15 protein-coding genes are annotated in these 17,012 nt (G+C 63.9%); 13 read left to right on the top strand and 2 right to left on the bottom strand.

Annotated features, from left to right (window positions below):
- Window positions 1–116: 116 nt before the first annotated feature.
- On the bottom strand, window positions 117–1,049 hold the full coding sequence (locus Q0L30_RS09930) for a LysR family transcriptional regulator (RefSeq protein ID WP_296654453.1): 933 nt from the start codon (window positions 1,047–1,049) through the stop codon (window positions 117–119).
- A gap of 113 nt (window positions 1,050–1,162) precedes the next feature.
- On the opposite strand from Q0L30_RS09930, the gene Q0L30_RS09925 reads away from it, so the two are divergent.
- The 6 genes from Q0L30_RS09925 to Q0L30_RS09900 all read left to right on the top strand — a co-directional run bounded on the left by Q0L30_RS09925 (window position 1,163) and on the right by Q0L30_RS09900 (window position 7,534).
- On the top strand, window positions 1,163–2,257 hold the full coding sequence (locus Q0L30_RS09925; RefSeq protein ID WP_296654451.1) for a putative sulfate exporter family transporter: 1,095 nt from the start codon (window positions 1,163–1,165) through the stop codon (window positions 2,255–2,257).
- Between the two features lie 239 nt (window positions 2,258–2,496).
- Window positions 2,497–3,234 (top strand): glutathione S-transferase, encoded by a 738-nt coding sequence (locus Q0L30_RS09920; protein ID WP_296654449.1) that lies wholly within the window; start codon window positions 2,497–2,499, stop codon window positions 3,232–3,234.
- 172 nt (window positions 3,235–3,406) lie between these two features.
- Entirely contained in the window at window positions 3,407–5,152 is a 1,746-nt protein-coding gene (locus Q0L30_RS09915; RefSeq protein WP_296654448.1) for a ClcB-like voltage-gated chloride channel protein, read from the top strand.
- A 232-nt stretch (window positions 5,153–5,384) separates the two neighbouring features.
- A complete protein-coding gene (locus tag Q0L30_RS09910; protein WP_296654446.1) occupies window positions 5,385–6,731 on the top strand; it encodes a C45 family peptidase in 1,347 nt (448 codons plus the stop codon).
- A gap of 264 nt (window positions 6,732–6,995) precedes the next feature.
- Complete coding sequence (locus tag Q0L30_RS09905; protein ID WP_296654444.1) at window positions 6,996–7,151, top strand: hypothetical protein; 156 nt, start codon at window positions 6,996–6,998, stop codon at window positions 7,149–7,151.
- A gap of 152 nt (window positions 7,152–7,303) precedes the next feature.
- Window positions 7,304–7,534, top strand: coding sequence for a DUF2795 domain-containing protein (locus Q0L30_RS09900; RefSeq protein WP_296654442.1), 231 nt, complete (start codon window positions 7,304–7,306; stop codon window positions 7,532–7,534).
- A 44-nt stretch (window positions 7,535–7,578) separates the two neighbouring features.
- Here the strand turns inward: Q0L30_RS09900 and Q0L30_RS09895 are convergent, their stop codons facing one another.
- The gene (locus Q0L30_RS09895) at window positions 7,579–8,196 is read right to left on the bottom strand and encodes a TetR/AcrR family transcriptional regulator (RefSeq protein ID WP_296654441.1); all 618 of its coding nucleotides are present in this window, start codon (window positions 8,194–8,196) and stop codon (window positions 7,579–7,581) included.
- Window positions 8,197–8,431: 235 nt separating this feature from the next.
- Here Q0L30_RS09895 and Q0L30_RS09890 point away from each other — a divergent pair, with 235 nt between their 5' ends.
- The 7 genes from Q0L30_RS09890 (at window position 8,432) to Q0L30_RS09860 (ending at window position 16,779) form a co-directional block, all read left to right on the top strand.
- Window positions 8,432–9,571 carry an efflux RND transporter periplasmic adaptor subunit gene (locus Q0L30_RS09890; RefSeq protein ID WP_296654439.1) on the top strand — a complete coding sequence of 380 codons (1,140 nt, stop codon included), beginning with the start codon at window positions 8,432–8,434 and terminating at the stop codon, window positions 9,569–9,571.
- Window positions 9,568–12,693: an efflux RND transporter permease subunit gene (locus Q0L30_RS09885; RefSeq protein WP_296654438.1), complete on the top strand. Its 3,126-nt coding sequence runs from the start codon at window positions 9,568–9,570 to the stop codon at window positions 12,691–12,693. Before Q0L30_RS09890 ends, Q0L30_RS09885 begins: the two co-directional genes overlap by 4 nt.
- Complete coding sequence (locus tag Q0L30_RS09880) at window positions 12,690–14,237, top strand: efflux transporter outer membrane subunit (protein WP_296654435.1); 1,548 nt, start codon at window positions 12,690–12,692, stop codon at window positions 14,235–14,237. The genes Q0L30_RS09885 and Q0L30_RS09880 overlap by 4 nt, the downstream gene beginning before the upstream one ends.
- A 224-nt stretch (window positions 14,238–14,461) precedes the next feature.
- Window positions 14,462–14,824 carry a CHAP domain-containing protein gene (locus tag Q0L30_RS09875; RefSeq protein ID WP_296654434.1) on the top strand — a complete coding sequence of 121 codons (363 nt, stop codon included), beginning with the start codon at window positions 14,462–14,464 and terminating at the stop codon, window positions 14,822–14,824.
- Between the two features lie 8 nt (window positions 14,825–14,832).
- Window positions 14,833–15,297, top strand: coding sequence for a DUF3828 domain-containing protein (locus Q0L30_RS09870; RefSeq protein ID WP_296654432.1), 465 nt, complete (start codon window positions 14,833–14,835; stop codon window positions 15,295–15,297).
- Window positions 15,298–15,565: 268 nt separating this feature from the next.
- A complete protein-coding gene (locus Q0L30_RS09865; RefSeq protein ID WP_296654751.1) occupies window positions 15,566–16,357 on the top strand; it encodes a YggS family pyridoxal phosphate-dependent enzyme in 792 nt (263 codons plus the stop codon).
- A gap of 191 nt (window positions 16,358–16,548) precedes the next feature.
- Window positions 16,549–16,779: a cytoplasmic protein gene (locus Q0L30_RS09860; RefSeq protein WP_296654430.1), complete on the top strand. Its 231-nt coding sequence runs from the start codon at window positions 16,549–16,551 to the stop codon at window positions 16,777–16,779.
- The last annotated feature ends 233 nt before the right edge of the window (window positions 16,780–17,012 follow it).

The raw sequence follows: 17,012 nt of genomic DNA, 5'->3' as shown, positions 1-17,012 counted from the left end.
GGGCTGAAGCAGCGTAGCGCGACTCGCTCATCCCAAACGCGAACGTGAACGAGACGACGAGCGCCGCGCTCATGAAGCATAGGATGCAGCAGGCGAACCCGCCGGACACCGGCAAACTACTTCGCCGCGCTGACGGCGGCGGTTTCACCTGCGTCCACCGAGAGACACAGATCGAGAAACACCTGGGCGACCCGCGAGGCCGCGCCCGCATGCGGCACGAGAATCGAAAAATGCCGCGCGAGCGGCTGCGGTCCGAGCGCGATCTGGGACAGAGCGCCGTCTTCGTGGCGCATCGACATGGCCGATACGAAGCCGATGCCCATGCCCGCGCGCACTGCCTCCTTCACGCCTTCCACGCCCGCAATTTCCAGCGCGATTCGCATCGGCACACCCGCTTGCATGAATGCGCGCTCCACGATCTGACGCACGCCGGAACCGTCCTCGCGCAGCACGAGCGGGTAATCGCCGAGCGCGGCGAGCGGGACGCGCGCATCGGGCACGCCGGCGTGCTCATGCGCAGCAACCGGATGCCCGCGTGGCGCGATGGCGACGATCTCGTCGTCGTGCCACGGATGCACGACCGTGTCGGACGGCAGCTGCGCGCCGACCGGGCCTTCGATCAGCGCGACGTCGAGCGAGCCGAGCATGCCGATGACATCGGACGTATTGCCGTTCATCGTTTCGAGCTTCACCGCGGGGAAACGCCGATGAAATGCCGCCGCCAGATACGGCAGCACATAGCTCGCGGGTGTCGTGCTTGCGCCGATGCGCAGCGTCCCGCGCTCCAGTCCGCGCAGCGCGTCGCGCAACGCATAGGCGTCGCGCCAGCAGTCGCGCAGCCGCGTCGCGTGGGTCGCCAGTTGCTCCCCGGTGGGCGTGAGACGCACGCCGCGGCCATCGCGCACGTAGAGCGCCTCGCCGAAGGCCTCCTGCAACAGCCGCAACTGGCCCGACACCGCAGGCTGCGAGAGATGCAGTGCCTCCGCTGCGCGGCTGATGTTGCGATGCTCGGCGACGGCGGCGAAGGTTATCAGCTGTTCCGGGGTCATGACGGACAAATATCGGGTTGACTTATATTTTACGTCACAAATGATGATTATTCATATCGATATATCTAAATTAGGATAAGCGCATTCGTTCGCTACCCGATTCCCGAATCGCCATGTCCGCCTCCCCTTCAACGACTCTTGCGCATCAGCCGTCCCCCACACGCGGTCTGCTCAACGGCGTCCTGTTCGTTTCTCTGCTTGCGGCGGCCGTCACGCGCCTCGCCGCGTTGCCTGCCATCGCCGGGCTGGGCCTGAGCCCGCTGATCGTCGGCATCGTCGCCGGAGCGGTCTACGGCAACGTCCTGCGCGACGGAATGCCCGAAAGCTGGGCCGCTGGCGTCAACTTCTGCGCGCGCAAGCTGCTGCGCATCGCGGTTGCGTTTTTCGGGCTGCGCGTGAGCCTTCAGGAGATCGCCCAGGTCGGCCTGCCGGGGCTCGTCGAATCTGCCGCAATCGTCGTGAGCACGCTGTTGATCGGCACCTGGGCCGGCATGAAGCTCATGAAGCTCGACCGCGACACGGCCATGCTCACGGCCGCAGGCGGCGCGATCTGCGGCGCAGCCGCCGTGCTCGCCTTCGAATCGACGCTGCAATCGAAGCCTCACAAGAGCGCCATGGCCGTCGGCAGTGTCGTGCTGTTCGGCACGCTCTCCATGTTCCTCTATCCGGTGCTCTACCGCGCGGGCTGGCTCCATCTCGACACGCTCGGGGCCGGGCTCTACTTCGGCGGCACGATCCACGAAGTCGCGCAGGTCGTGGGCGCGGCAAGCAATGTGAGCCCGGAAGCCACGCATATCGCCACCATCGTCAAGATGACCCGCGTGATGCTGCTCGTGCCGGTGCTGCTCGTGCTCGGCGTGTGGCTCAATCGTCGTCAGGCGCACGGCCACGGCCACGGCCACAGCAACGGCGCGGCGCACGCGGCGCGGGGCGCGCGCAAGATCGCGGTGCCGTGGTTTGCGCTCGGCTTCCTCGCGTTCGTAATCGTGAACTCGCTGCACATGCTGCCTGAGGCTGCGACGCAGACCGTCAACACGCTCGACACCTTCGCGCTCACGATGGCGATGACCGCCCTCGGTATCGAGACGCGTATTTCGCAGGTCCGCCAGGCCGGTCCGCGCGCGCTGACCACGGGGCTCGTCGTCTACGCATGGCTGATCGGCGGCGGTCTCGCGATTACCTGGGCCGTGGAACGCCTGTTCGCCTGACGGCAGACGCGCTGGCAGCATGCCACCCGGATTGCCACCCCGATCTCGATCTTCCCCCGGCCCGCTGGCAATGCCAGCGGCTCGCCCCGCCGCGTGCGGGGCTTTTTGCGTTTCGGCTTGCGCCGTGCCGCGTGTGCTGATCGGGCGTGCGGCATCCGTCGAACAACGGCGCCGGTTGCGCGCGATACTGTGCCGTGCGGCCCGTCTCACGGGCAGGCGTCATGGCAAAGGGGCAACCGATGGCATACGAACTGTATTACTGGGATGGCCTGCAGGGCCGCGGCGAATTCGTGCGGCTCGCACTGGAGGAAGCGCAGGCGGACTATGTGGATGTGGCGCGGGGCGAGAAATCGGCGGGGCACGGCATCGGCGCGATGATCGCCGAGCTCGACAGCCGCACGGGCGCGTATCCGCCCTTCGCGCCGCCGTTCCTCAAGGACGGCGATCTGCTGATCCCGCAGACCGCGAACATTCTGTTCTATCTCGGACCGAAGCTTTCGCTCGCGCCGCGCGACGAAGGTCTGCGCTACGTGGCCAATGGCCTGCAGATGACGATCGTCGATCTCGTCACCGAAGTGCACGACACGCATCACCCGATCGCGAGCGGCCTCTACTACGAGGACCAGAAACACGAAGCGAAGGCGCGCGCCGCCGACTTCCTCGCGCATCGCATGCCGAAGTTTCTCGGCTACTTCGAGCGCGTGCTCGCGCAGAATCCGTCCGGCGCGCAGCACATGGTCGGCGACGCGCTCACGTATGTCGACCTGTCGATCTTCCAGATCGTCGAAGGGCTGCGCTACGCGTTCCCGAAAGCGACGAAGCATCTCGCCGAGCGCTATCCGCACGTCTGCGCACTGCACGACGCCGTGGCCGCGCGCCCGAACATCGCCGCGTATCTCGCTTCGCCGCGCCGCCTGCCGTTCAACGAAACGGGCATCTTCCGGCACTACCCGGAACTCGACCACGCGACGCATTAGCGACGTGCGCCAGTCACGCCCGCGCCCGCCGTCCGGCTGGCGCCCGACGGGCGTCAACCACTGCTGCCGGCGGCCATGCGCAGCGCCGCATGACGCCATTCCCCTGCCGGGCGCAATGCTATGCTTGCGCTCGGCGCCGATTCCTCACACTTACACTCGCATCCTCTCCGCCGTGCTGTCATTCCTGCTGAAACTGCGCACCCGCGCCCGCAACCTGTTCCGACTCTCCGACGCGCACACGATGCTCGTCTGGTCGGTCATCGTCGGCGTCGCTGGCGCGTTCGCGACCGTGATCTTTCGCGAAGGCATTGCGCTGTTGCAGCGCCTGTTCTCCGGCACGTCCGGCAGTCTCGTCGAAATGGCGAAGCATCTGCCGTGGCAGACCCGCATCTGGTTGCCCGCCGCGGGCGGTTTCATCGCGGGCTGCCTGCTGATGCCCGCCAAACGCAAGGCGCCTGGTGACGACGCGCGCACCGTTCACACCGATTATGTGGAAGCCGTCGCAATCGGCGACGGCGTGATGCCGGTCGGCAAAAGCCTTTGGCGCGGTGCGTCGTCGCTCTTCACGATTGCGAGCGGCGGCTCGATCGGCCGCGAAGGGCCGATGGTGCAGCTCGCGGCGCTCGCTGCCTCGCTGATCGGCCGCTGGGTCCACTTCGATCCGCAGCGCCTGCGCCTGCTCGTCGCGTGCGGCGCGGCGGCCGGTATCACGTCGGCCTATAACGCGCCGATTGCGGGCGCCTTCTTCGTCACCGAGATCGTGCTCGGATCGATCGTGATGGAGAGCTTCGGGCCGATCGTCGTCTCCTCGGTCGTCGCGAACATCACGATGCGCGAGTTCGCGGGCTACAAGCCGCCGTACGAAATGCCGCCGTTTCCGGCCATCTCGGGCATCGAAGTCGTGCTCTTCGTCGTGCTCGGCCTCCTGTGCGGTGCACTTGCGCCACAGTTCCTCGCCCTGCTCGACGGCACGAAGTCGCGCGTCGCGCGCCTGAACCTGCCGCTGCCGGTGAAATTCGCGCTGGGCGGCCTCGTGTGCGGCGTCATCTCGGTGTGGACGCCCGAGATCTGGGGCAACGGTTACAGCGTCGTCAATTCGATCCTCCACTCGCCCTGGACGTGGACCGCGCTCGCCACCGTGCTCGTGTTCAAGCTCATCGCCACGACGGCGACAATCGGCTCGGGCGCCGTAGGCGGCGTCTTCACACCGACGCTCTTCATGGGCGCCGTGTTCGGCAGTCTCTTCGGCCAGGGCATGCACACGTTGTTTCCGCACGGCACCTCGGAGCCGTACGCCTACGCGATGGTCGGCATGGGCGCATTCCTGGCGGGTGCGACCCAGGCCCCGCTGATGGCGATTCTCATGATTTTCGAGATGACGCTCAGCTACCAGGCCGTGCTGCCGCTCATGCTCTCGTGCGTGGTCGCGTATTTCGTCGCGCGCGCGACGGGCAAGTCGTCGATGTACGAAATCACGCTACACCGCAATCGCGAGGTGGAAGAACGCACACGCCTGCGCGCCACGCAGATGCGCGCGCTGATCCGCCCGGCCGACACCGTCGTGCAAGCCGACGCAACCGTCTCCGACATGACGCGCGTGTTCCTCGAATATCCGGTGAAGTATCTCTACGTCATCGACGCGTCGGGGCACTTCCTCGGCGCGGTCGCGCTCGCCGATATCACCTCGGATCTGCTGCAGAAACGCGATACATCGCAAAAGCGCGCTTCCGACTACGTGCAGATGCCCTTTAACGCGCTCACGCCGGACATGTCGCTCGCAGCGGGCCTCCAGCATTTCATGGCGTTCCGCGGCGAGCGCCTGCCTGTCATCGAGAGCGTGCAACAACCGACGCTCAGCGGCGTCGTCTACAAGACCTCGCTCCTCGACGCGTATCAGCGGCTCAATCCCGAACGCTGAAGCTGTCGCGCAAGCGGTGCCGCGCGCCTCGTGCGCGCACTTCCATCGCCCGGAGAGCCGCATGCTCAGTGGCTCCTCACGCACCGGGCTCGCCACGCACCACCTGTTAAAGCGCACTGGATTTTCTACAATGGAAAGCAGCCTTGCGCTGCCCCGGCGTGTTTGCGGGGTTCGCGAACCGGGCCGGCGCCGATCGGCAAAATCGGCCGAAAGGATGCAAACCGGAGCGAAGATGAGCGAACCGTCTCTCGATGCCGTACGACGCGATCACGCGGGCTGGATCTTCGTGCACCTCGAAGGCGAACCGTATGACCGCGGCGAGCAGCACGGCCAGTTGCTCAGCAACGAGATCCGCAACGCGATCCGCACGGCGCGCTATCTCGCGAAATGGGACACCGGCGAGGACTTCGAGACCTTCGTGAACGCCGCCGTCACGCAGTTCGCGCCGCGGATCGACCACGAATTCGCCGACGAAATCCAGGGCATCGCGGACGGCGCAAAGCTGTCGTTCGCCGAGGTGCTCGCCTGGAACGGCTATATGGATTTGCTGCAGGGCTGGTGGCCGACGCATGCGGCGGCGCAGCAACCGCAGCAACACGTGAAGCCGTGGCGCGGGCGGCGCGGCCATCACTGCAGCGCCTTTATCGCGACCGGCAGCGCGACGCGCGACGGCCGCATCGTCATGGCGCACAACTCGTGGGACCGCTACGCGGCAGGCGACGCGTTCAACGTGGTGTTCGACATCGTCCCCGAATCGGGTCACCGCATTCTCATGCAGGGCCTGCCCGGCTGCATTTCCAGCCTCACCGATTTCTGGATCACCTCGGCCGGGCTGATGGTCACGGAGACGACCATCTCCAACTTCGTCGGCTACCGCGCGAGCGGCGCGCCCGAGTTCTACCGCTCGCGGCGCGCGACGCAATACGCGTCGAGTATCGGCGAATGGTGCGAGATGTTCGCGATGGCGAACAACGGCGGGTACGCGAACAGCTGGCTGCTCGGCGACACCAAGACGGGCGAAATCGCGCGCTACGAGCTCGGGCTGCAGCACGCGGGCTTCGAAATCACGAAAGACGGTTTTTTCAGCGGCTTCAACGCCGCGAGCGACCTCAAGATCCGCAATCAGGAATGCGTCGGAGAAGGCGACGATTTCACGGACGTGCGCCACAACGGCGCGCGGCGGCTGCGCTTCATGCAGCTTGCCGAGCGGCACCACGGCAAGATCGACATCGAACTGGCGAAAGAGATGATCGCCGACCATCACGACGTCTATCTCGACCGCGACGACAACCCGTGCTCGCGCACGATCTGCGGCCATCTCGAACTCGACGACGCGCGCTTTGCCGGCTCCGATCACGGACCGTTCAATCCGTGGGGCGCGAACGACGGCAAGGTCGTGGATAGCGAAATGGCCCGCGATCTCGCGTTCTGGGCACGCTGGGGCCATCCGTGCGGGCGAGCGTTCGACGCGCAGGCGTTCATGCAGCGTCATCCGCAGTGGAACTGGCTGAACGGTTACATGCGCGACCGGCCGTCGTGGCCCTGGACCCGCTTCGAGGTCCTGCGCCCCGGCGTCTGAGCCGCATCAAAAAGCACGCACGTTCGAGACGCATTGCCGCATTTCCTGCCATGATGGAACTGTCGCAATTTCCGGATAGCGGGCTGACAAGTGTGCCGCTTCGGGGTGCGGCATAGCGTTTGCTGCAGCCTGCAGGCTGCATGGAAAGGAGGTCGAGCGATGAAAGCCTCGACACTGATGACCAGCGTTCTCCTCTCGGCATCGTGCTTCGCCGCGCCTGTGCGTACGGCGCAAGAAGCTCCGGTTGAACAAACGAGTGCAGGAATGCAGTTCCACCGGGACGACGCTCCGGTCGCCCCGCCCGCTCCCAATGTCCCGGTTGCCGTGAGCCGCGGCCACGAGCATTGGGAATACCTGAGCCTGCCGAAGTCGCGGCGCCTCGATCAGGTATTGAGCCCGGAACTACACCAGCAGACGTGAAACATAACGCACACGCAGAACGCCACGCAGGCACACGCAGCGGCGGCGTTCGGCATGGATTCTGTATGCTCGTCGTGCGCCACACTCCACCTGACACATCGCACTGAGCGCACTGAGCCCACTGAGCGCACGCCGCGCAAAGGACACTCCGCATGCCCGCCTCCCGCATTCCCGACGAACCCATCGATCTGCAATTCGCCGACGTGCTGCGCGAGGTGCGCTGGCCGGCCAACAAGGACGATCTCGTGGCCGCCGCACGCAATGCGGGCGCCAGCAATGAAGTGGTGGGGATACTGGACGGGATGCCCGAGCAGGACTATTTGGATGTCGCTTCAGTCACGCGGCTGATCGGCAGCAACTACGGCCCTGGACTCGGTTCGTAAGTCCGCTGCCTGCACAGTTCAAGCGCACGGTTCGGACGCGCGGTTCAGACGTCGCGCCCGAACACCACACGCGCAAAAAATCGGGCCAGCACTTCTTCGACGACGGACGGCGTGACGTGCTGCGGATCGGCCGTGGCGAGAAACTGCACACCGTCGCACAGTCCGATCAGGCCGATCACGAGCCGGTCGGGCGCAAGCGGTATGGGCGTGCCGGCGCGCGCCGAAAACTCCTCGATATACGCGGCCAGCTGGTCGCGTTTTTCCTTCATGAACGCGTTAAAGCGCGTGCGAAAGCGCGCGTCGCGTGCAGCCAGCAGCTTCGCCTCGGCCCACAGCAGAACACCCTTGTTGTCCTGCGCCATGCGGCTGTAGTAGGCGATCACGCGCGCTTCCATGTCCTCACGCGTGGTTTCGGTTTCGAAGATCGCGCGCAGATCGGCCTGCATCGTCTCGTGGTCGCGGCGCAGCAGCTCGACGAGCAGCTCGGCCTTGCTGGCGAAGTTCGAGTAGAACGCTCCTCGCGTGTATCCCGCGGCAAGCGCGATGTCTTCGACGCTCGCCCCCACGAAGCCTTTGGTCATGAAAATGGTGTGCGCGGCATCGAGCAGGCGCTCGCGCGTCTGGTCACGGCTCTGTTCGCGGGTCAGTCGGATGCGAGTCATGGCGAGAGTCTAGCACCGAACCATTCTTCGAATTCATTCGCGCACTCAGATACAACCTTGTATTAGAATCCAGTTCATCATCTGCAGCCGATGCGCTACGTGCTTCGGCGCGAGTCCGTTCCTGCGGTGCCGTGTCATGGCATGCGCAGCGCACACCGCCGCGCGCTTGCGCGTGTGTGCGGTCCAGCAAGTCGAGGTCCATGTGAATCGTTGCGGTCGTGGCGCATCGAGCAGGATGCGCAGGCAGTCCAGTCGGTCATCGCGCGGCATAGAATGGCGCCGCCTCGCCGGTCTCCTCTCTTTATGCGGCGCCGCTGCGCTTGGCGCATGCGGCAAGCAAACCGCCGCGCCGCCCGAACCGCGGCCGGTCGTCTCGATGACCGTGCGCCCCGACCAGGACGGCGCACCGGCCACGTACCCCGGCGAAGTCGAAGCGCGGTATTCGACGCCGCTCTCGTTTCGCGTGAACGGCAAGATCGTCGAGCGCAGCGTGCGCCTCGGCGACACCGTCAAGCCCGGTCAAATCCTCGCGCGCCTCGATCCAGCCGACTACGACAAGAACGCCGCGAGCGCCGCCGCGCAACGCGAGGCAGCACAGCATCGCTATGGGTTCGCCAAACAGCAGCTCGAACGCGACACGGCGCAGGCCGAGGCCAACCTCATCGCGAAAGTGCAGCTCGAACAGACGCAGGACGCGTACGCTTCGGCCACCGCGCAGCGCGATCAGGCGCAGCAACAGCTCGCGCTCGCCGAGAACCAGCGCCGCTATACGCAGCTCGTCGCCGATCACGCGGGCATCATCACCGCCGAAAACGCCGATACCGGCCAGAACGTGCAGGCGGGCCAACCCGTCTATCAACTGGCGTGGTCGGGCGATATCGACGTGTTCTGCGACCTGCCGGAGAACACCGTCGCCGGCGTGAGCATCGGCGAGCACGCACAGGTGAATCTGCCCGCGCTGCCGGGCAAGCGCTATACGGCGCGCGTGCGCGAGATTGCTGCGGCAGCCGATCCGCAAAGCCGCACCTGGCGCGTGAAGCTCACACTCGACGAGCCGGACGCCGCCGTCCGCCTCGGCATGAGCGCGAACGTCGTGCTCGCGGCAAAGCACGCAGGCGCCGCGGGCGCATTCACGATTCCCGCCACCGCCCTCTTTCATGACGGCAACGCGCCCGCCATCTGGATCGTGCACAAGCCCGACAACGTGCTGCAATTGCGCCGCGTAACGATCTCGCGCTACGACGCCAGCACGATCACCGTGACGAGCGGCCTCGACGACAACGACCAGATCGTCCTGCAAGGCGTCCACACGGTTACCACGGGCCAGAAAGTGCGCCCGGTTCCGCCGCTTCATTCCGAGGACTTCGCGTCATGAGCACGCCTCACGAAGAGGGGCGCTTCAACCTGTCTGCGTGGGCGCTGCGGCATCAGGCGCTGGTCGTCTTCGTCATCGCGCTCGCGACGATCTTCGGCGCCCTCTCCTATACGCGCCTTTCGCAGTCCGAAGATCCGCCTTTCACGTTCCGCGTGATGGTGATCCAGACCTTCTGGCCAGGCGCTACGGCGCGCCAGGTCGAGGACCAGGTGACGAGCCGCATCGGCCGCAAGCTTCAGGAAACGCCGCACATCGACTTCCTGCGCAGCTACTCGCGCCCGGGCGAATCGCTCGTGTTCTTCACGATGAAGGACTCCGCGCCGGTGAGCGAGGTGAAAGAAACCTGGTACCAGGTGCGCAAAAAAGTGGGCGACATCGCCGCGTACCTGCCGCCCGGCGTGCAGGGCCCGTTCTTCAACGACGAATTCGGCGACGTCTACACCAACATCTACGCGCTGGAGGGTGACGGTTTCTCGCCAGCCCAGTTGCACGACTACGCCGACAACCTGCGCGAAGAATTGCTGCGCGTACCCGACGTCGGCAAGGTCGATTATTTCGGCGATCCGAACCAGCACATCTACGTCGAGATTTCCAATACGCAACTGACGCGCCTCGGCATCTCGCCCACGCAGATCGGGCAGATTATCGGCGCGCAGAACAGCGTTTCGGCGGCGGGCACGCTGACCACCGCCGACGATCGCGTGTTCGTGCGCCCCAGCGGCCAGTTCAAGGACGTCAAGGCGCTCGCCGATACGCTGATCCGCGTAAACGGCCGCAGCTTTCGCCTGGGCGACATCGCCACGATCCGGCGCGGCTACGACGAGCCGACCGTCACGCAGATGCGCTACGAAGGCAAATCCGTGCTCGGCATCGGCCTCACCATGCAACCGGACGGCGACGTGATCCGGCTTGGCCGCGCGCTCGACGTACGCGTCGCGCAACTGCGCGCCCAGCTGCCCGCGGGTTTGCGTCTCGTCGAGGTATCGAGCATGCCGAAGGCGGTTTCGCGCTCGGTCGACGACTTCATCGAGGCCGTCGCCGAAGCCATCGGCATCGTGCTGCTCGTGAGCCTTGTTTCGCTCGGCGTGCGCACGGGCACGGTTGTCGTCATCACGATTCCGATCGTGCTCGCCGTCACGTCGCTCGTCATGTATCTGTTCGGCATCGGCCTGCACAAGGTTTCGCTCGGCACGCTGGTGCTCGCGCTCGGCCTGCTCGTGGACGACGCAATCATCTCCGTCGAGATGATGGCCGTGAAGCTCGCGCAGGGCTGGAACCGCACCAGCGCCGCCGCATACGCCTACACGAGCACCGCGTTTCCGATGCTGACCGGCACGCTCGTCACGGTCGCCGGTTTCTTGCCGATCGTCCTCGCGCGGTCGAGCACCGGCGAGTACACACGTTCGATCTTCCAAGTCTCCGCAATCGCACTGATCGCATCGTGGTTCGCGGCAGTCGTGCTGATTCCGCTGCTTGGCTACCGCCTGCTGCCCGAGCGTCAGCGCGCGCCGCACGAACCCGATGGCCACGAACACGACATTTACGACACGCGCTTTTATCGCCGCTTCCAGCGCTGGATCGGCCGGTGCGTCGAGAGAAAACTGGTCGTGCTGGGCATCACCATCGTGCTCTTCCTGATAGCGCTCGCCGGCTTCACGCTCGTGCCGCAGCAGTTTTTCCCGAGTTCGGATCGGCCGGAACTGCTCGTCGACGTGCGCCTGCCCGAAGGCGCCTCGTTCGACGCCACGCTGCGCGAGGCGAAACGGATCGAAGCCGCACTGAAGAGCCGCCCTGAAATCGACCATTCGATCACCTTTGTCGGCACCGGCGCGCCGCGCTTCTATCTCCCGCTCGACCAGCAATTGCAGGTACCGAACTTCGCGCAGTTCGTGATCACGGCGAAATCGGTGGAAGACCGCGAAAAACTCGCGACCTGGCTGCAAGGAAAGCTGCGCAACGACTTCCCCGCGATTCGCACGCGCCTCTCGCGGCTGGAGAATGGGCCGCCCGTTGGTTATCCGGTGCAGTTTCGCGTCAGCGGCAATGACATCGCCGTCGTGCGCGGCATCGCGGACCGTGTCGCCGCCACGATGCGCGACGATCCGCGCACCGACAACGTCAACTTCGACTGGGACGAACCCGCCGAACGCTCGCTTCGCTTCGAGATCGACCAGCAGCGGGCGCGCCAGTTGAATGTGTCCTCGGAGGACGTCGCGAATTTCCTGCAGATGACGCTTTCGGGCTACACCGTCACGCAGTACCGCGAGCGCGACAAGCTCATCAGCGTCGATCTGCGCGCGCCCGCAGCCGAGCGCGTCGATCCCGCACACCTGCTCACGATGGCGATGCCGACGCCCAACGGACCCGTGCCGCTCGGCTCGCTCGGCCACCTCGTCAACGACCTCGAATACGGCGTGATCTGGTCGCGCGACCGGCAGCCCACCATCACGGTGCAATCCGACGTGAAGGCGGGCGCCCAGGGCATCGACGTCACGAACAACGTCCTGAGCCGATTGCAGACGATCCGCGCCACGCTGCCGACCGGCTATCGCATCGAGGTCGGCGGCTCGGTCGAAGAAAGTGCGAAAGGCCAGGCGTCGATCAACGTACAGTTGCCGATCCTCGTGATTGCCGTGCTCACGCTGCTCATGATCCAGTTGCAGAGCTTCGCGCGCGTGATGATGGTGGTGCTGACCGCGCCGCTCGGCCTGATCGGCGTCGTCATCGCGCTGATGCTGTTTCGACAGCCGTTCGGCTTCGTCGCCATGCTCGGCGTGATTGCGATGTTCGGCATCATCATGCGCAATTCGGTGATCCTCGTGGACCAGATCGAAACGGATATCCGCAACGGACGCAAGCGTTACGACGCCATCGTCGGCGCCACCGTGCGGCGCTTCAGGCCGATCACGCTGACTGCTGCCGCAGCCGTGCTCGCGCTGATTCCGCTCTTGCGCTCGAACTTCTTCGGCCCGATGGCGACGGCCCTGATGGGCGGCATCACGAGTGCGACCGTGCTCACGCTCTTCTATCTGCCCGCGCTCTACGCCACCGCGTTCCGCGTGCGCAGCAGCGAGACCGACGAACCCGGCGGCGATGGCCGCCACGCGGAGAATGCATCATGAAACGGTCCGCGAACACGATGATTTTGCGCGCACGCAATGCGTCCGTGCCCTGCTGCGGCGCTTGCGCAGCCGCTGCCGCGCTCGCTTTCGCAATTGGACTCACAGGCTGCGCCTGGGGCCCGGGCGGACAAGCGCCCGCGATGCCGCAACCGGCGCACTACGGCGCACAGCCTCAACCGGCGCAAACTGTCGCCGCTCAAGGTGTCGCGCAGCAGTTCGTGGTGGGCGCGAAACCCGTGCCGCAATGGTGGACGCTGTACGGTTCCGACGCACTTGATGCGCTCGTCGACGAGGGTCTGCGCAACAGTCCGAACCTTGCCGCCGCCGATCACAGCTTGCAGGCCGCGCGCCAACAGTTGCGCGGCCAGATCGGCAGTTCGATGCTGCCGACCGTCGACGCGCTTGGCATCGCACAGCGCCAGCGCACGCCGGGCGTGCCGCAACTGGGCGTCGACAAGCTGCAGTACGACATCTTTGCCGGTCTCGTCCAGGTGCGATACACATTCGATCTGTTCGGCGCGACACGGCTCAATAACCTGGCGCTCACGGCGCGCGTCGACATGCAGTTGTTTCAGTTCGACGCTGTGCGGCGCGCGCTCGCAGCCAACATCGTGGCCGCGGCGATTGGGGCCGCCACGCTTCACGCGGAAATCGATACGACCGAGCGGCTCGTCGCGCTCGCCAACGCGCAGGCCGACGATGTGGCGAAGCGCTATGCGCTCGGCGCGGTCTCGCATACGGACCTGTTGAGTGCGCAACAGAATGCGGCGGCACTCTCGACCAATCTGCCGGTTCTGCGCCAGCAATTGAGCACGACGCGGCACGCGCTCGCGGTGCTGCTCGGCCGCACGCCCGATGCGGCGCCGCCCGATCTCGATCTCGCGAGCCTCACGCTGCCGCCGCAGGTGCCCGTGGTGGTGCCATCGGAACTGTTGAAATCGCGGCCCGACATCGAAGCCGCCGACGCGGCGCTAAAGGCCGCCGCCGCCGATGTTGGCGCGGCCACGGCGCAGATGTTTCCGAGCATCACGCTATCGGCTGCACTCGGCCAGGCCGGATTTTCGTGGCCGATGCTGACTTCCGGCGCAGGCGCGCTATGGACCATCGGCGCCTCGCTCTCGCAGCCGATCTTCCACGGCGGCGCACTCCTCGCGCAACGGCGCGCGGCGCTACAGACGTACGACGCGGCCAACGCGTCGTACCGGCAGACCGTGCTCGCAGCATTCCAGAACGTCGCCGACCAACTCGCGGCGCTCGAACACGACGCGCAGGCGCTCGATTCAGCGAGCCTGTCCGCACGCTCGTCCGAGGGCGTGTACGAGGAGACGAATGCGCGCTACCGGCTCGGTGCCGTGCCCTGGTACGCAGTACGGCAAAGCGAGCAGCAATGGCGCAACGCGCGGCTCGACGAGATCCGCTATCGCGGCTCGCGTCTCTCCGATACGGCCGCGCTGTTCCAGGCCATGGGTAGCCCGCCCGTGGCGGCGGATGCGGCGAAGTCGTCCGACGATGCTGCCGTTAAAACGAGCGCTGCTGGCGAGTAGTGATGTGGCGTTGATCAGCAGTTTCTTTGATCGATAACGCTAATGTGCACGGCGAAAAAATACGGCGCGTTGGTAACAACGCGCCGTATCGACTATCGTTATTGGAGCTCTTGGTTTTGGCAGACTCTTTTGCGTGCGTACACTCGAATGACCTAACAATTATTCACCTTCCTGCTCACCCGAACTTGCTACGATGAATCCCCAAAAACGAGTTGGGAGAAAGCATGCCGTGGGATCCCAGAGTGGCAGCGAGCCGAGCAGAACAACGTTCGCGAAACACAAGTCAAGGTAGATGCGCGGAGTATGTCCGTCTCGCAGTCGAAGCTGGCGGAATCGTCCTGTCGCGTCACCCCGATGCAAAAGACTACGAACGGAGCCTCGAAAACGCGGGTTTTTATCGCGCTGATGGAGAACCGCAGGCGGGCGATGTCATAGTCATAGAACCCGCACCAGGACATGCACACGGTCACATGGCCATCTATAGCGGGTCAATCTGGATTTCTGATTTCAAACAGCTCAACGGCTTTTATCCCGGGCCGGCATATCGCACTGCCCGGCCGTCCTACCAGATATACCGGCACAACTGAGGTCGCATATGAACCGGGACATTCGCTCGCTATTCCCCGCGCTGTGGGCTGCAATCTGCCTCTCTCTCGCGTTTTCCGCGCAAGCACACGCGCAAAGTACGCCTGCGGCGCCGGACGCATTCGTTGCTACGTTCTATCAATGGTTCTTCAAGCACGACAACGACCAGACCGCGCCGTTGCGGGAGCACGCAATATACGACTACGTTGCGCAGCGGACTGTTGACCGGCTGAAAGACGAATACAGCCGCAGTGGGCCACCGCAAGGCGTGGACTATTTTCTGAAAGTCCAGGACTATGATCCGCGCGACTGGGCCGCGCACATTGCGACGCAGCGGCCAATTTCGCTCGGGGATGTCACGATCGTCCCCGTCACATTCGGCTCGAAGGATAAAACAGGCCTCCTTGTGTTTCTACGCAACGAACACGGACATTGGAAAGTCGTAAAGGTCGATGACACCTGGGACTACAACTGATCTTCAACGACTTTGTTCTTGTCCGTTGATGTAGCAACGCGCAAGCCCAAAGAATACGCCGCGTTGTTGCCAACGCGCCGTATTTGCCATCGCTATCAGAGTCCTCTGTTTTGTCAGACTCATTTGCGTGTGTACCCTCGAATTTCGATCGACGGACTTTGCCGTGACTTTCCATTTGGCCCAAGCAATCATGTTACCGCGCCAAAACAATACTACGTTATGCTTATGGATCGCATAGAACCATTTTTTCGTCGATGGGGCCATGAACATGAATGAGTCAGTTAACCCGCAGGAAGCGGGTGACCCACGCTATCCGCAAGCGCTGACGGTTGAGGACTTTCGCCGCAACCTGGCTGAGGTGCGTAATCGCATCGCCCGTGCCTGCGAGCGAGTTGGCCGAGCATCATCCTCGGTTCGCCTGTTACCGGTCAGCAAGACGGTCGATGAAGCGCGCATCCGACTGTCCTATGCGGCGGGCTGCAGGGAACTAGGCGAGAACAAGGTGCAAGAGGCCTATCGCAAGTGGGGGGCCATGTCCGATTTAACAGACTTACGGTGGTCGGTAATCGGCCACCTCCAGACAAATAAGGCCAGGTTGGTTGCTCAATTTGCTTCGGAATTTCAGGCACTCGACAGCGCACGCGTCGCGGAAGCGCTAGAGCGGCGCCTGCAAACAGAGGGACGTGGCCTCGACGTATTTGTGCAGGTCAATACGTCAGGCGAGGCTAGCAAATATGGTTTGCACCCGGATGACGTAGTGGCCTTTGTGCGAGGACTGGCGGCATATCCCGCCCTTCGGGTGCGCGGTCTAATGACATTGGCATTGCTGTCATCGGAAACCGCACGCGTGCGCGAGTGTTTTGTTCTGCTTCGGGATCTGAAAGACCGCATTCAGCAAGATCTGCCCCGAGGAAACGAGGTCACTGAGTTGTCGATGGGCATGTCAGGAGACTTCGAAACCGCAATCGAAGAAGGAGCCACGGTGGTCCGCGTCGGGCAAGCCATTTACGGCGCGCGTGATCTGCCAGATAGCCATTTTTGGCCTGCTGGAGGTGCATGACACGAACACATTGGAGTCCTATTGATCACTCATACCGCTTTGGGCGGCAGCAGAGTGACTAGCTTCAACGTAAAAGCCCGCAGACTCTGCAGAAAAGATCGCAACTCTGCTAACAGCAAATTCCAGGTTGCGCAAACACATAGAGGAACTAGCGTTCCGGCCTGTTCCAATCTTAGACAGGGGTTAGCCTCGTGAAAATTTATCGTATCGTCGTTCGTCAAGATGGCCGCTTGCTGGGACACTTCGAGTCGGAGGTGCCATGGGCGCTAGAGGCAATCAGCGTCGTTGAAGCTGAACTTGCTAAAAATTCCGGTTTTCAGTTCGAGCGCCTGGTCGCGGAGGAGGAGCGCAGACTCATCCAGGCCGGTCCAGAGGGGGTGCGCGTTCTTAATAGAGAATTGATTTTCAAACCAATTCCATGACCAATTTGCGCGATGCTTTTAGGCGTGTCGCTAAACAACGGAACGAGCACAAGCAGCGCCGGAATAGAAATTCGACGAGCATTTTGAGTCGGTTTACTACAATATTCGCGATAACGAGTTCTCTGACCATATGCGGAGCTATATGGCGCGGGTACCTCGGTGGGGCGGCTCTTTTCGTGATTGGCGCCGCGCTTAACTGGATTGTGCTGAAAGCGACCGAGTCTTTTATTTGT

The sequence above is a fragment of the Paraburkholderia sp. genome, assembly GCF_024281035.1.
Classification (GTDB): Bacteria; Pseudomonadota; Gammaproteobacteria; order Burkholderiales; family Burkholderiaceae; genus Paraburkholderia.
The sequence above is the reverse complement of the archived record's forward strand: the minus strand, read 5'-3'. Positions and strand labels throughout refer to the sequence as shown.